24 protein-coding genes are annotated in these 12,518 nt (G+C 61.0%); 13 read left to right on the top strand and 11 right to left on the bottom strand.

Features of this window, described 5'->3' with window-relative positions; translation table 11 throughout:
* Positions 1 to 128 precede the first annotated feature (128 nt).
* From BMX92_RS23625 to BMX92_RS27550, 8 genes are read right to left on the bottom strand one after another with little or no spacing between them, the layout of a single operon-like run.
* Positions 129 to 1,622 carry an AAA family ATPase gene (locus tag BMX92_RS23625; protein WP_143066869.1) on the bottom strand — a complete coding sequence of 498 codons (1,494 nt, stop codon included), beginning with the start codon at positions 1,620 to 1,622 and terminating at the stop codon, positions 129 to 131.
* 49 nt (positions 1,623 to 1,671) lie between these two features.
* Positions 1,672 to 2,241 (bottom strand): hypothetical protein, encoded by a 570-nt coding sequence (locus BMX92_RS23620; RefSeq protein ID WP_143066868.1) that lies wholly within the window; start codon positions 2,239 to 2,241, stop codon positions 1,672 to 1,674.
* Positions 2,238 to 2,669 carry a hypothetical protein gene (locus BMX92_RS23615; RefSeq protein ID WP_093021148.1) on the bottom strand — a complete coding sequence of 144 codons (432 nt, stop codon included), beginning with the start codon at positions 2,667 to 2,669 and terminating at the stop codon, positions 2,238 to 2,240. The genes BMX92_RS23620 and BMX92_RS23615 overlap by 4 nt, the downstream gene beginning before the upstream one ends.
* Complete coding sequence (locus BMX92_RS23610; RefSeq protein ID WP_093021146.1) at positions 2,666 to 2,854, bottom strand: hypothetical protein; 189 nt, start codon at positions 2,852 to 2,854, stop codon at positions 2,666 to 2,668. Before BMX92_RS23610 ends, BMX92_RS23615 begins: the two co-directional genes overlap by 4 nt.
* Before the next feature lie 2 nt (positions 2,855 to 2,856).
* Positions 2,857 to 3,042, bottom strand: a complete 186-nt coding sequence (locus BMX92_RS23605; RefSeq protein ID WP_093021144.1) for a hypothetical protein — start codon at positions 3,040 to 3,042, stop codon at positions 2,857 to 2,859.
* The gene (locus BMX92_RS23600; protein ID WP_093021142.1) at positions 3,039 to 3,518 is read right to left on the bottom strand and encodes a hypothetical protein; all 480 of its coding nucleotides are present in this window, start codon (positions 3,516 to 3,518) and stop codon (positions 3,039 to 3,041) included. The genes BMX92_RS23605 and BMX92_RS23600 overlap by 4 nt, the downstream gene beginning before the upstream one ends.
* Positions 3,515 to 3,913: a hypothetical protein gene (locus tag BMX92_RS23595; protein ID WP_093021140.1), complete on the bottom strand. Its 399-nt coding sequence runs from the start codon at positions 3,911 to 3,913 to the stop codon at positions 3,515 to 3,517. Before BMX92_RS23595 ends, BMX92_RS23600 begins: the two co-directional genes overlap by 4 nt.
* A 3-nt stretch (positions 3,914 to 3,916) precedes the next feature.
* Positions 3,917 to 4,087, bottom strand: a complete 171-nt coding sequence (locus BMX92_RS27550) for a hypothetical protein (protein WP_177185225.1) — start codon at positions 4,085 to 4,087, stop codon at positions 3,917 to 3,919.
* Positions 4,088 to 4,170: 83 nt separating this feature from the next.
* On the opposite strand from BMX92_RS27550, the gene BMX92_RS23590 reads away from it, so the two are divergent.
* On the top strand, positions 4,171 to 4,368 hold the full coding sequence (locus BMX92_RS23590; RefSeq protein ID WP_093021137.1) for a hypothetical protein: 198 nt from the start codon (positions 4,171 to 4,173) through the stop codon (positions 4,366 to 4,368).
* A 1-nt stretch (position 4,369) separates the two neighbouring features.
* Here BMX92_RS23590 and BMX92_RS23585 read toward each other — a convergent pair whose 3' ends face one another.
* Both BMX92_RS23585 and BMX92_RS23580 read right to left on the bottom strand, forming a co-directional pair.
* Positions 4,370 to 4,570 carry a hypothetical protein gene (locus tag BMX92_RS23585; protein WP_093021135.1) on the bottom strand — a complete coding sequence of 67 codons (201 nt, stop codon included), beginning with the start codon at positions 4,568 to 4,570 and terminating at the stop codon, positions 4,370 to 4,372.
* The gene (locus BMX92_RS23580) at positions 4,567 to 4,770 is read right to left on the bottom strand and encodes a hypothetical protein (RefSeq protein ID WP_218145834.1); all 204 of its coding nucleotides are present in this window, start codon (positions 4,768 to 4,770) and stop codon (positions 4,567 to 4,569) included. Before BMX92_RS23580 ends, BMX92_RS23585 begins: the two co-directional genes overlap by 4 nt.
* 90 nt (positions 4,771 to 4,860) lie before the next feature.
* Here BMX92_RS23580 and BMX92_RS27095 point away from each other — a divergent pair, with 90 nt between their 5' ends.
* Positions 4,861 to 5,301, top strand: a complete 441-nt coding sequence (locus tag BMX92_RS27095; protein WP_143066867.1) for a helix-turn-helix domain-containing protein — start codon at positions 4,861 to 4,863, stop codon at positions 5,299 to 5,301.
* A 363-nt stretch (positions 5,302 to 5,664) separates the two neighbouring features.
* On the opposite strand, the gene BMX92_RS23570 is transcribed toward BMX92_RS27095, so the two are convergent.
* A complete protein-coding gene (locus tag BMX92_RS23570; RefSeq protein WP_093021129.1) occupies positions 5,665 to 6,504 on the bottom strand; it encodes a DUF3800 domain-containing protein in 840 nt (279 codons plus the stop codon).
* A 203-nt stretch (positions 6,505 to 6,707) separates the two neighbouring features.
* On the opposite strand from BMX92_RS23570, the gene BMX92_RS27545 reads away from it, so the two are divergent.
* The 11 genes from BMX92_RS27545 (at position 6,708) to BMX92_RS27090 (ending at position 12,442) form a co-directional block, all read left to right on the top strand.
* On the top strand, positions 6,708 to 6,875 hold the full coding sequence (locus BMX92_RS27545) for a hypothetical protein (RefSeq protein ID WP_177185224.1): 168 nt from the start codon (positions 6,708 to 6,710) through the stop codon (positions 6,873 to 6,875).
* A gap of 55 nt (positions 6,876 to 6,930) precedes the next feature.
* The gene (locus tag BMX92_RS27540) at positions 6,931 to 7,656 is read left to right on the top strand and encodes a hypothetical protein (RefSeq protein WP_177185223.1); all 726 of its coding nucleotides are present in this window, start codon (positions 6,931 to 6,933) and stop codon (positions 7,654 to 7,656) included.
* Positions 7,657 to 7,718: 62 nt separating this feature from the next.
* Positions 7,719 to 8,090, top strand: a complete 372-nt coding sequence (locus BMX92_RS23555; protein WP_143066866.1) for a hypothetical protein — start codon at positions 7,719 to 7,721, stop codon at positions 8,088 to 8,090.
* A 390-nt stretch (positions 8,091 to 8,480) separates the two neighbouring features.
* Positions 8,481 to 9,629 (top strand): hypothetical protein, encoded by a 1,149-nt coding sequence (locus BMX92_RS23545; RefSeq protein ID WP_143066865.1) that lies wholly within the window; start codon positions 8,481 to 8,483, stop codon positions 9,627 to 9,629.
* A 2-nt stretch (positions 9,630 to 9,631) separates the two neighbouring features.
* A complete protein-coding gene (locus tag BMX92_RS23540) occupies positions 9,632 to 10,462 on the top strand; it encodes a lambda exonuclease family protein (RefSeq protein WP_093021119.1) in 831 nt (276 codons plus the stop codon).
* On the top strand, positions 10,459 to 11,136 hold the full coding sequence (locus BMX92_RS23535; RefSeq protein WP_093021117.1) for a hypothetical protein: 678 nt from the start codon (positions 10,459 to 10,461) through the stop codon (positions 11,134 to 11,136). The genes BMX92_RS23540 and BMX92_RS23535 overlap by 4 nt, the downstream gene beginning before the upstream one ends.
* Positions 11,133 to 11,402, top strand: a complete 270-nt coding sequence (locus BMX92_RS23530) for a hypothetical protein (RefSeq protein ID WP_093021115.1) — start codon at positions 11,133 to 11,135, stop codon at positions 11,400 to 11,402. Before BMX92_RS23535 ends, BMX92_RS23530 begins: the two co-directional genes overlap by 4 nt.
* A gap of 14 nt (positions 11,403 to 11,416) precedes the next feature.
* A complete protein-coding gene (locus BMX92_RS23525) occupies positions 11,417 to 11,632 on the top strand; it encodes a hypothetical protein (RefSeq protein ID WP_093021113.1) in 216 nt (71 codons plus the stop codon).
* Positions 11,633 to 11,643: 11 nt separating this feature from the next.
* Positions 11,644 to 11,967, top strand: coding sequence for a hypothetical protein (locus BMX92_RS23520; protein ID WP_093021111.1), 324 nt, complete (start codon positions 11,644 to 11,646; stop codon positions 11,965 to 11,967).
* Positions 11,967 to 12,194, top strand: a complete 228-nt coding sequence (locus tag BMX92_RS23515) for a hypothetical protein (RefSeq protein ID WP_093021109.1) — start codon at positions 11,967 to 11,969, stop codon at positions 12,192 to 12,194. Before BMX92_RS23520 ends, BMX92_RS23515 begins: the two co-directional genes overlap by 1 nt.
* A 50-nt stretch (positions 12,195 to 12,244) precedes the next feature.
* Complete coding sequence (locus BMX92_RS27090; protein ID WP_143066864.1) at positions 12,245 to 12,442, top strand: hypothetical protein; 198 nt, start codon at positions 12,245 to 12,247, stop codon at positions 12,440 to 12,442.
* The last annotated feature ends 76 nt before the right edge of the window (positions 12,443 to 12,518 follow it).

The following is a 12,518-nucleotide window of genomic DNA, read 5'->3' as shown; positions in this document are numbered from 1 at the left end:
CCGCTTAACATGGCTCCGCTCAGCCCCGGTCACCCGACAGACCTGCATGATCGAACACGGCCCATGCTTGCGCCAGTAGGTCAGGACGCGGGCGCGGGTGATGGGTGGGCGGCCTCGGTTGTTCATGCTCATCCCTCAAACCTCCCCATATCGTTGCGGCCACCATCGCCATCGTCATCACCATCAAAACACCAATCATCCTCCCCGATCGGAGGCGTCTCGTTCATCCAGTCCGGCGGGTCGTTCGCCGGGCGCGCAACCTCTGCCCTGGGGTTCAGGATCGGGTTGGATTTCCAGTCCTCCGAACGAACAGGCGGCGGAGCGCCAACGGCGCCGCCTGTCTCCCCCTTTAGGGGGAGGGGGTCAGCGCAGCGCAGGGTTGGCGCAGTATTTTCAATGACTTGGCTATGGGGTTGGCGCGGGTCAGCGCAGGGGGTTGGCGCGGGGTTGGCGCACGCATTTCCGCCATTTTCTGAGGGGGGTTGGCGCACCTCATCCGTGGCCCTGATGCCCACTTTCCAGTGACGATTTGACCCCTTCCAGAGATTGGCTTCCAGCTCGATTTTACCAAGGCTCAGCAGCCTCTCCATGGCGGCGCGCATGTCCGCTTCCTTGGCCCCTTTGGCCTGCGGCATGTGGGCGAAAATACGCGGCGCATAGTTGATGCCGTTCTGGTGGCTGACGGCGCGCTTCTGGCTCGCAGCCTTGGCGAGGCAGGTCATGAACAGGTCGTTTTCGCGCGAGGCCTTGGCGATGCTAGCCGTGTCGATTTTCTGCTCTTCAGGAACCGCCTCAGGCAGCACGAACGACCCTTTGAACCACATGAAATTGAGGTCGCCGCCGCGCTGGGCGTAGTTGGATTTTTCGCGGCGCATGACGCGCGCATCCGGATCGGGACAGTTGCCGTCGTCATCGACCGGGATCTCCATGAACAGGCGCGATCGCACCTGATTTTCCCATGCCGTCGATCCTGAATAGCTGTCGCCGGCCTTGTTGGGGTGGCCCACGATGACGACCGCGCCGTCGATGGAGATAGCCAGCCGGTTGCACAGGTTGATGAAAGACGCCACCTGATGCCGGTCATTCTCATTGCCGGTGAACAGGTGGGCGGTATTGTCCAGCACGGCGAAGCTGATGCTATTCTCTATGCAGGCCGCCTCTATCTGCTGGTAGCGCGGCGCCACGCGCATCCGGCCGTCATGGTCGAAGGTGGCCAGTTCGTTGGCCATCTCGCCTTGCAGGGAGAGCAGGAACAGCTTGCCGCTTAGCGCCTCGATATCCACGCCGAGATTGGCGCAGATCGCCACCTGGCGCCGATGCAGTTCGTCCGCATCATCTTCGCAGGTCACATAGAGCGCGTTCGTCTGGACCGTCTCCAGGCCAAGAAAAGGGAGGCCGAGCGCGATGCATGTCGCCTGCTGCTGGGACACCAGAGATTTGCCCGCAGCGCCCTTGCCGGTCAGGAGGGTTGCCTGCCGATCAGGGATATAATCCTTGACCTTCCACGATCTTTCAGGAACGCCAAGGCCGGCCCAGCCGGATGGGTCTATAAGGCTTAGCAGCGGCGGTGCGGGCGGCGGGGTGTCGTCCTCCATGAACATGGCGTCGCGCGCCTCGTCCATCCAGCGAGGCGGCCCATTGTCATTGTCGAAGTCGTTTTCTGTCTCGATGTTACGCGGCACGCGACTGCATCCCCCTCACTTCGATTTCCGGGATGCGCGGCGGCCGGGTCAGTTCCAGCCTCAGCGCGCGGGCGAATTTCGGACTGGTGACCTGCACCTGCTGGTGCATCCGCAGCGTGCGCCGGGCCTCGTCCGTCCATTGCGTCACGCAGGCCCCCGCAGCGCCACCGCGGAGCCAGTCGAGCGGTGTGGCGCACAGGTCCACCCACTGCTGCGTTTCGGCCCATCCAATGTTGCGAAAAATGTCCTCGATGTGGGCGGCGCCCAAAGCCCAGCCGCGACCGGTCCGCAAATACCAGATATCCGGCGCCTTTAGGTCGAACACGATCAGGTCGACGGTCTGCCCGACCTCGAACAGCGGCGTGACGACCATGGTCTTGCCGGTCGGGCACGGTTGCCAGAAATCCCGGCTGTCCGTTTCGACCTTGGTCACCCCGATCAGATCGCGGGCCAGTAGCGAGGGAACCGGCACGCCCATGCCGCGCAAAATCTCGACGTGGCGAAACGTCACCGTTCCGGCCATCGCGCGCATTTCGCTGGCAAGGGCGTCTGCTATCAAAGCCCCCTCCGATCGATGAACGGCGCGCCACACCGGCGCAGGAAGTCGAGCGCGGATTTCTCCTGCCGGAACACCCCGCAGTGATGGCCCTGACGCATCAGGAGATTGAGCCGATCGCGCTGGTTGGCGTCCGGCATCTTCTTGCCATCCTTGAATTCCAGGAAGGCAGCACCGCCACCTTTCCATGTCGCCACCAGATCAAGGACGCCGGCAGTCATACCTTCGCGGCGCGCCTTGTTGGCGGCCCACTGGCTGCGCTTGGCGGCATTCGGCACGGCGAAGATATCGACTCCGGGGCAGATGATCTTCGCATCGCGCAGGAACGCGGACTGGCGCTTCAATTCGTCGCGCGGGTCATTGTCCTTCGGATCAATGTGCCACGGCTCATCGCCTTCCGGCTCCGCGGGGAAGATGCCGAGCGCATTCATTGCGCGCCACGCTTCTGACGCGCGATCGCCAGCTCATATTCAATTTCCTTGACCGGAACCCGATAAGACCGCACCAGCGTCTCCACGGTCAGGTGATCCAGCGACCTCGCATTCGCGAGCATCGCTTTCAACTGTGCGCAGGCTGTTGCGATCGTGACGGCGCTGTCTTTGGCGTTGGTGCGCATTCTCATAGAGCCACCTGCGCGATCCGCAGCAGTGTGACGTAGGACCGCCCCGTGTTCCGCTTCACCACCGGCAGGGGAAAGCGCTCAAGCTGCGCTATGATCATATCGCGTTCGGCAGGCGATATCGCATCATGCCGCCGCGCCTTCCGGCTAGCGATCTCCATCGCCTGTTCCTGGGTGAGGTTCATGCGGCGACACCGGACTTAATCCGGTCAATCCTGATCAGCAGCGCCCCGATCGCGTCGAACGCCTGACGCAACTCTGCCTCGCTATCGAGCAACTCGAAGTGCGTCAGCACCGATCCGCCGGGGCTGCTTGGGCTGGTGGCTGTCACCAGTTTGTGCACTGCACCGGTCATCGACGGGAGCGCGTCGGTCGAGCATGTGGCATCCACCGGGACCGAGCGGCGGCCAACGCGGGCCAGGAAGCCGTCTAGGGCAGCTCCGTCCAGCAGTAGCAGGTTGGCGGCGCTATGCAGGCTGAGGCTGGCCTTCTCGTCGCGAGCATCACGAACGGTCTTGTCTTCACGAACACCGATCGCGCGCGCAACAGCGGTTGGGCCGTACTCGCTGCACAGCGCCAAAAGCGGGTGCGATAGGATTTCGCGGGCGTCTTCCACCGTGAGAGGGATCGCGGGCGGTAGGACATTGCTGCGCTGCATCATTTAAGAATGCTCCCATGAAGGAGGTCAGAAACATCAGCGCCAGCCGAAGCGAGAGAGGGGCGAACACCCCGGCTGGCGCTGTCCGGCGTGCAGGCCGGAACCGAAAGGGTGGCGGGAGAACTGTCAGCGACCTTGGCAGGACGCCCGCCGGTTGCGTCGCTAGGGGCGACGGCTGTGGGTTTCTTGTGGACGTAGACGCCGCGCCCGTTGTGGCCGACGCGATGGAAGGCAAGCGGCTCGACGGTCAGCATGAGGCCGTCGCCATCGACATCGCGGATCAGGTGCGGCGCGGCGCGCAGGCGATTGGGGAGGCTGTTGAGCATGTAGGCAGACGTGCGCCCGCCGGAAAAGGAGATCAGCGCCGGGCCTTCGATGCGGTATGCATTTTCACCCATCACTCAGTTCTCCAGAAAAGGCGAAGGCACGACACCGGCGGCAGGATCGATCCAGCCCCGGTAATCAGCGTCCGAATGGTTGCAGACGATTTCGCCGCAGGTCGCGCAGACATCGATGTCGTCGGCGTCAAACGCCTGTCCAAGCGCCTGCAATTCGGTGAGAGGCGCGATCATGCCCGGCCTCCACTGGCGGAGATTGACTCCCCGCCAGCTTCGGTCATCGTGGTGGGTGCGAAACGACCACGAAAGGAATTGCTATGGCTATCAGCGATGATACCGCCGCGCTTGTTGCTGCCCAGCTTACTGCTGCGTGGGCTGCAAAGACCGGAACATGGACGCCCCAGCCGCATATCACGCTGGAAGAAGCGATCGCCAAAACGTACATCACCTTCCGGGACGCGGTTCGCGAGGTTGACATCAAGCCGGCGCATAGCACCGCCAAACTGGTGGAATGACTTAGCCACGGGTATCCTCCCGCTTGCCGCTCTCGATAGCGAGGTAGCGTCGCATCTCGCCTCTTTGACGGTGCCGGATCGGTCCGATGTCGTCGTCATCGCGAAGCCACGCGCGGTCGGCGTCTATCTCGCGCAGAATCATGGCGCGGGTTTCAGCGCGGGTCGGGATGCCCAGCCAGCGGAGGATTGCGGCGCGGATCATGCTGCCGACGCCTTGGGGTGGGTGGGGCGGTATGTGGCCATGAAGTGGCGGACCTTGCGTTCGGTTTCGGGCCAAACACGCCGCCCCGCCTTTACCTGCTTGACGAATGGCTTATCGTTCAGCGCTAGAACGCCAAACTGCCAGGGGGACATGCTCTGTTGCTGACAGAACGTCTCGATGTCGTGGATGAGATCGGCCATAGCCAATGGTATAGGTTGGATACACCCAACCCGTCAAGTTGGATTGCGAGTACCTATGCAATTATAGCCCGCCCGTGGGAAAATCTCCCCATGGGTGAGCAATTTAATTTTGATTCTATACGTTCGGCTTTGGCGCGGGAGATAAAGCGCAAAGGCATAGCGCCGACGACACTTTCGCAGTCGGTCGGGAAAAGTAAGTCGCTCGTGAAAGAAATTTTGGAAGACGGCAAAGATATCAAGCTGTCGACACTGACACGCCTTGCCAACGCCCTCGAAATCGATGTGCGCGATCTGCTGCCTGGCGCTTCTATAGCGCTGCCTAATGCAAACGTGCTGACGTCGACCTTCGCAATGCTACTTGAGTCCGTGGGGATCGACCCGTTCCAGGACGAACGCGCTCAAAGGCTTGCGCGGCAGTTTCCAAATGCCCTTCAACGAGTTTCAGATCTTCACGCAGGCCTGAGCGAAGGTGCAAGCTCCGCTCCCTCAGAAGCATCTCCTGATCCCGCCGGAGATCGGCCAGCAGCATGACGATCCCGGCGCAGTGCAGATTGCACTCTGGGCAATCTTCCGGGCAGACCGGGGCTTCCAGCAGGACACGTTCCATCTCCAACGTCTCGACTCACTTGTTCTTATTTTGTTCTTATCCCGAGTCGGGGTTGTAGGAAAGGAGATTTCCTATCTGTCGACACACAAACCTGTGGGTAAGTGCGCCGGCACAACAATAATTCCAGCGAACAAAATCAGAACAATGATCCGCGAATCGCGAGAAATCGGTGATTTTGGATTGTCAATTATTGACCTGCAAATGCCTTGATGTCATATGGGTTGCGGCAGGCATGCGCCGGAGTAAGCCCGAGTTGCTTTCGAGCAGCAGCATCCAGTGGATGTGCATCAGGGTCCGGGGGCCTGCCACATTTTTTGCAGCTCGTTGATGAAGTCTCTCTGCTCCTTGTCCAGCGGGCAAGATGCGAGTTTTGGGATAAGCGTCATTCCGCAGTTCATCACAGACTTGTTCGCAGATAAAAAGCGTTTGGCCAGGGTTAGTGCGTATCGCGGCTCGTATTTTCCGTAAAAATTTTGCTCGAGCGCGTTGAATATCGAACTGGTAGCGACATCGGCAATCTGAAGGCCGGCCCACTTTGAATGGTTCTCGACCCATATGTCATCTGGGGAGAATACGGACCAGTCTATGCTTCTTACCGGCTGTTGTTTCTCCTTCCCGTCTCGCATGAGCATCAGGTATTCGCGCATAGCGTGATAGTCCGTGTTCATTCGCCGCGAGAAGACTACCTTTAGACGAGCCTGCTCGCCGGCGCGCCGTCCCGCCGCCGCCACAGCCGCAGTCAGGCGCTCAAGCAAGAAGCGCGTTAGGTAGTTATAAAGATGGCCCTTCTGCTGGTACAACTGTTCGAATTTTCCGCCATCAAGGAGTGTCTCCTTGCACGAACATATGCCGCAAATTCCAATGCGTTTTTCGGACAGGGCATCTACTGCCACAACCTTCTGTTCGTGCTTTAGTTCGCGGAAGTGAAGATCCCGGCCTTTCTTTTTTACAAACAAAGCCACGATGTCGTCTCGGATTTTCGGGAGCGACCTATCGGTGTCCTTCGAAACGAGGATGCCGCCAAGCACCAACCAGCGCGACTGGCCTCCAGGATCGCCGTTCTTTTTGTCTCTTAGCTTGGTGATTCCCTCGTCACCTGCCTCGTCAATATATGCCGTGAATTCCATATCGTTTTATTGCTGCGAGGCCCACCAAGAGTCGAATCTTTTCGGTCAACTTCTACCACCCCGCCATCCCCGGATCGGCGGGGTTTTTCGTGGGCTGTGAAGAAAGTTGGATTGAACCAACCTTTTCGCTTGACGGGTTGGATTGAACCAACCTATAACCACTCCATCAGGGCAGCACATCGCTCCCTATGATGGAGAAGCAAGTGACCAACCCCCGCACCACTGACGAACTGGTTGCCGCGATCCGCCGCAACGAAGTCAACGCGCTCGACAGCCGCTTTGATGCCCAGATGCGCGCGATGTTTCGCCGCTCGGTCGCATCGCTGCGCCGTGAGCTGGGCGCGCCTGCTGCCAATCTTGTTGCTGCCTGAACTGACCGGACCCCGATGCGGTCGGGGCGAGGATGAGTTTAGATGGAGGACGGAAATGCAGCTCGCGGAAATCCTGGAGCGCTGGAACAGCGGAGACGGCCAGCCCTACAAGGGTGAACTGATCGACATGGCCGAATATGAGGAGGGCAACCTGTCGTGCATGTGCGCGCAGGGCCAGGTTCTCCACCTGATCGGCGGCATGTCGGCCGAAGACCTGAACCGCACCGCGCAGGGAAACGCTGACCGCATGACGGCGGACCTGCTCAAGATCAGCCGCGCGCACGCTATCCTGCTGCGTAACGTCAACGACACTGTGGATGGCGCTCCTGCCGTTGTTCTGACCGATCCGGGCAAGGTGCTTGGTGATCAGTGGTCGAAGCTGCTCGATTTCTGGTGGGTACTGGATCAGTTCACGCCGGCTGACTGGCAGAAGGTGGCCGCCGCATGGGCCGCCGCACGGGCCGCCGCAGGGGACGCCGCATGGGCCGCCGCAGGGGACGCCGCACGGGCCGCCGCAGGGGACGCCGCACGGGCCGCCGCAGGGGACGCCGCATGGGCCGCCGCACGGGCCGCCGCAGGGGACGCCGCATGGGCCGCCGCACGGGCCGCCGCACGGGCCGCCGCACGGGCCGCCGCAGGGGACGCCGCAGGGGCCTCTTATGAAATTCAAGGCGCCAGCCTCATGAACGAGCGCGGGCAATCCTTCTTCTTCCTGCCGCTTTTCGGGTTCGCAACGCCCGACGACATTCCTGCTCGCCCCGAAACTTACGGGCAAGCCTGACCTCCCCAGACGGGCGGTCAGAGCGCCCGCGCGGATGAGTTCAGTTTCAACAGGAGACGAGAATGCCCCGCTCCGATTTCGCAACAAGCGCAGAGTATCACGCCGACGCCGCTGTTCGTGCTGCGGATTTGATCCAGACGACAGTCGCGCGCATCGATGCTGCGATATCCAAGCTAGAGAACAACCGCCACCGCTGCGGCCCGTTTACCTTTGATGCGGTTCGTGACGAACTGATGTGCAACCGCCGCAACTATCTGGGGCGGGCTGATCAGGTTCAGGCTGATGGGTCGTATCTGTGCGGCTATCTCGGCCCGAATGGTCGACTGGCCAAGGTTGATACGCTGATCGAGCAGGTTGAGCGGATTTCGAAAGCGCCGGTCTATGTGGCCTATGTCCCGCCTGTCCTTCGTGATGCGGGGAGGGCTGCGGCGTGAGGCAGGAAACCAGAACGCCCGAAAACGGCTATCATGGCGCCGAATGTCGAGGATGCGGCAAGGCTCTCCGTGGACATCCATATTATATGGGCAAGCCGGCCTATCTGCCTCTGGATGAAGGTGGCGGACAGGCCAAGGTTAACCATTATGGCGGCTTCGTCTGCTCGTATTCATGCGACTATCGGGCCGCGCTTCGGCTTGAGCAGGATATGCCCGGTCACGGCGGACAGGCGCGCCTAACACCCCCACTGTCCACCCAGATTGCGCGGCGGTGGGAGTCATGACGCCCCGCCTCCTCACACTCCCCCAGATGCTGGCCGTAGCGCTGGCAATCATCCTCATCGGCGGCGGGCTTCTGCTTGCCTGCCCTAATCCGGAAGGGTTTTGAAAATGGCTAGTGCCGTCGCAATTGATCAGTCTGCAACCGCCGGTGACATTACGGTAATCGTAGCTCAGACGCCGCAGCTTGTGCTGGTGGATGCCGGGAAGCGCGACGATTTGTTCGCCCATATCCGCCGGGAGATCGAGGCTTTCGAGCCTGATGTGTCTACCGCCAAGGGGCGCGACGCGATCAAGTCGTTCGCCTTCAAGATCACCCGCACCAAGACGGCGATCGATGATGCTGGCAAGAAGCTGAACGAGGAGGCGCGGGCCAAGATCGGCGTTGTCGATGCTGCCCGACGTGACGCCCGCGAGACGCTGGACGAACTGGCGAAGTCGGTGCGCAAGCCGCTGACCGAGTGGGAAGAGGCTGAAAAGGCTCGCGTTGCCAAGGCAGATGCGATTATCAACCAGCTTGCCCGCGATGCTATGGTCAGCCTGGATGAGACTGCGGAAGATGTCCGGACGCGCGGTTTTACAGTCCATGAAATGGTTCTTGATCCCACCCTGTTCGGCGACAAGTTGGACACGGCCCAGAAGGCCAAGGATCATGCGACCGACATGCTCAAGGCCGCCTTCGCCCGCCTGAAACGGGAAGAGGCTGAGCGCGCCGAACTGGAAAAGCTGCGGGCCGAAGCTGCCGCGCGCGCTGAGGCCGATCGCATTGCCGCCGAGAAAGCCGAAGCTGAACGTCAGGAAGCGACGCGGATCGAGGCTGAAAAGGCCGCTACCGAACGCGCCGCTCAAGAAGCTGCGGAGCGCGCGCAGGCTGAACAGGAACGCCGCCTCGCCGCTGAAAAGGCAGAGGCCGAACGCATCGAGCGCGCCAAGGTCGAAGCCGCCGAACGGGCGCAGCGTGAAGCCGAGCAGGCCGCCCGCGCCGAGCAGGAGCGCCGCGACCGCGAACATGCCGCACAGCTTGCCGAGGCGCAGGCCGAGCGTGATCGCATCGCAAAGGCTGAGGCTGATCGCCAAGCTGAAATCGACCGTCTTGCCGCAGAGCAGGCCAAGCGTGACGCCGATCAGGCGCACCGGACCGCCATCAAGACTGCCGCAAAGCAGGCGCTCATGACCTGCGGCGCTGACGAGGAAACGGCTCGCAAGATTGTGGTCGCCATACTTGCCGGCGAAGTCCCCAACGTGACGCTGAGGTTCTGACCATGACGGACAACCCCTTTGCCCTCGATTATGTCGAGCCGAAGCAGGACGACATTTACGATGCGTTCGATCGCGAGCGCGTGGAGGTCGCCAAGCCTAAGCCGGAGACCGCCAAGCCTTCCGGCGCGAAGTCGGGCAGCATCACCCACTTTTTCAAGCTGGAGCAAGGCACCGACGAATGGCTGCAAGCCCGCTGCGGTCTGCTGACGGCTTCGGAAATGAAGCTGATCATCACGCCGACGCTTAAGGTATCCAACAACGACAAGGAACGGGCACACCTCTACGAATTACTGGCCCAACGCATCACCAAATATGTCGAGCCGAAATACATCAGCGACGACATGCTGCGCGGTCAGGAAGACGAGATTTACGCCCGCGCCGAGTATGAAGAGAAGTTCGCGCCGGTCACGGAATGCGGCTTCATCACCAACGATGAATGGGGTTTTACGCTGGGTTACAGCCCGGATGGCCTTGTCGGCGATGACGGCGCGATCGAGGCGAAAAGCCGCCGGGCCAAGTATCAGGTGCAGACCATCATCGAGAACATGGGGGTCGCACAATGCGAGACGATCCCGGCCGATTACCTGATCCAGCATCAGACCGGCATGGCCGTGTCCAAACGCCAGTGGATCGACTTCATTAGCTACAGCGGCGGCCTGCCGACAGCCTTCATCCGCGTCCATCCTGACCATCAGATTCAGGACGCCATCATCAACGCCGCCGGGGAATTTGAGCGGAAGCTGGCTGAAAAGCTGGCGATCTATGAGGCCACCGTGGCCCGCTACAGCCTTACGCCGACCGAACGGCGGGAACATCAGGAGCTAGTGATATGAACGACATGGTGGACATGTCGCAATTCGTGGAGGCGAAAAGCGACCAGCTCAATGCGGACGATCTAATGGGAGCCCCCCGCACGATCACCGTTCGCAAGGTGGCAGGAAATGACGGCGATCAGCCGGTGTCGATCTTCTACGAAGGCGACAACAACAAGCCGTTCAAGCCTTGCAAGACCATCCGACGCATCCTGCTGGCCATCTGGGGCCGCAATGCCGCTGAATATGTCGGCCGATCGATGACGCTCTACCGTGACGATGGCGTGACGTTCGGCGGCCTGAATGTCGGCGGCATCCGCATCAGCCACATGAGCCACATGGACAAGGAAACCATGGTCGTCGTCATGAAGACCAAGGGCAAGAAGGCTGGCATCAAAGTCTTGCCGCTCCAGATGCAGCAGCAGCGCCAGCCCGACCCTGCCGCCGCCGCGAATTGGGCCAACGAGCATATGGCGCACCTCGGCCAGATCGACAGTCTCGAAGCGCTGAATGCGCATATCGAGAAGGGTGCCAAGTTCGTTGCACGTCTGGAGGCCAATCGCCCTGACCTGCATGAGAAGGTGATGAACGCCTATGCCGTGCGTCGCGACATGCTGACGCCGGGCGAAGGCAAGCCGGAAAGCGAAATGGGCGAGGGGTTTACCGGCGCTGAAGACTGGAGCGATGGGGAATGACCGCCCTAGACCGCCTTAACGCGATCGCCGCAACCCGCCCGCTGACCGAGCAGGAGGCCGCGCGCCTCGCCTGCCTCGTCCGCTACTACAGCCGTACGCCTGAACAGCGGGCGCGGGACAATGAGATCAAGCGCCTGAACCACGCCAAGCGCCGCGCCGAGATCAATGCGCGCAAGCGTGACCGCTACGCCGATGACTGGCTCTACGCCGAAAAGCGGCGGTTTCAGAACCGGGTTGATTATCGCCGCCGGACGCGCGCGGCCTGACAGGGAGACGAGATATGAATTTTAATTCGGTCAATGTTCACATCCGCAAGATCGAAAACGGATTTGTCGGCCATGTGAGCGTCCAGCACGGCGTCGGTTATTCGAGGTCTGAAACTGGCGAAACCTATTTCAACGGCTTGGTTCAGGCGCTCGCCGTGCTGAACGCGATAGCCGCCAATCCCGAAAAAGTCATCGCTGATCATCCGGTCAGCAACGAACCTGATTTCTAAGGAGAATCCACATGTTCGTGACGAAGAAGCGGTACGACCAGATGAAGAAGTCTGGTGATGATTTGCTGGCCCAGCGCGCGGCAAATGCGGTGCGCGACGCCGAGACGATCGGGCGGTTGCAGCGGGAGAATGCGCGGCTGTTGGGGGAGGCGAGTCAACTGCGCTCTGATATGACGGCGGCGGAAATGGCCTACGAGGAATCGCGCAAAGGCCACGCTCGCGTTGCTGCCGAACTCGCCACCCTGAAAGCCGAGCGCGAACGCCGGATGGCCCCGCTGATCGCTGCCAATGAGGCGCGGCGGGCGAAGGCAAAGGCGAAGAAGGTGGTGGCGTGATGGAAGAGCATCCCATTCAGCAGCCGATCAAGGCCGTCCAGATCGACACCATCCCCGGCGTCGAGAGTGAATATGTCGTTGGCCGCAGCGGCGTCACCCGGATCGAAGCATGCCAGAAATCTGGGCTTCACGCGAACATCCCATATGTCCGCGTCTGGGCTGGGGAAACGTGCCTCGCCGAGTTCTGCCAGCACAACATTGCCGGCGTCTATTTCGCTCCGGCCTAACCATTCACCAAGGGAGCCGGGCGGTCCTAACAAGCCGCCCGGTAAGGAATATGGCAACCCGTACAGTGACATTCGAAGTCGACACTGAAATGCTGTTCGACATGCTGCTGAAGATGAACGGCGAAACGTCGGACATCGGCGCCCGCGTCGTTGGCGCGCTGCTGGCAGAAAATGGCATCATCGATTCGATCGGCATGGCGATTTATGGCGTATATGTCGTGCGCCCGGTCGAACAGGTGCCAGCATGACCGCCAACATCTGGACCCGCGCGCCATCGAGCATGCCGAGTCATCGCGCGATGATATCGCCCGCTGTGTCGCATTA

Origin of the sequence: Sphingobium sp. YR768, from assembly GCF_900111125.1 — a bacterium.
In the GTDB taxonomy this organism is placed as follows: Bacteria; Pseudomonadota; Alphaproteobacteria; order Sphingomonadales; family Sphingomonadaceae; genus Sphingobium.
Note: the sequence above shows the minus strand (reverse complement) of the source record. Positions and strands in the feature narration are given on the sequence as shown.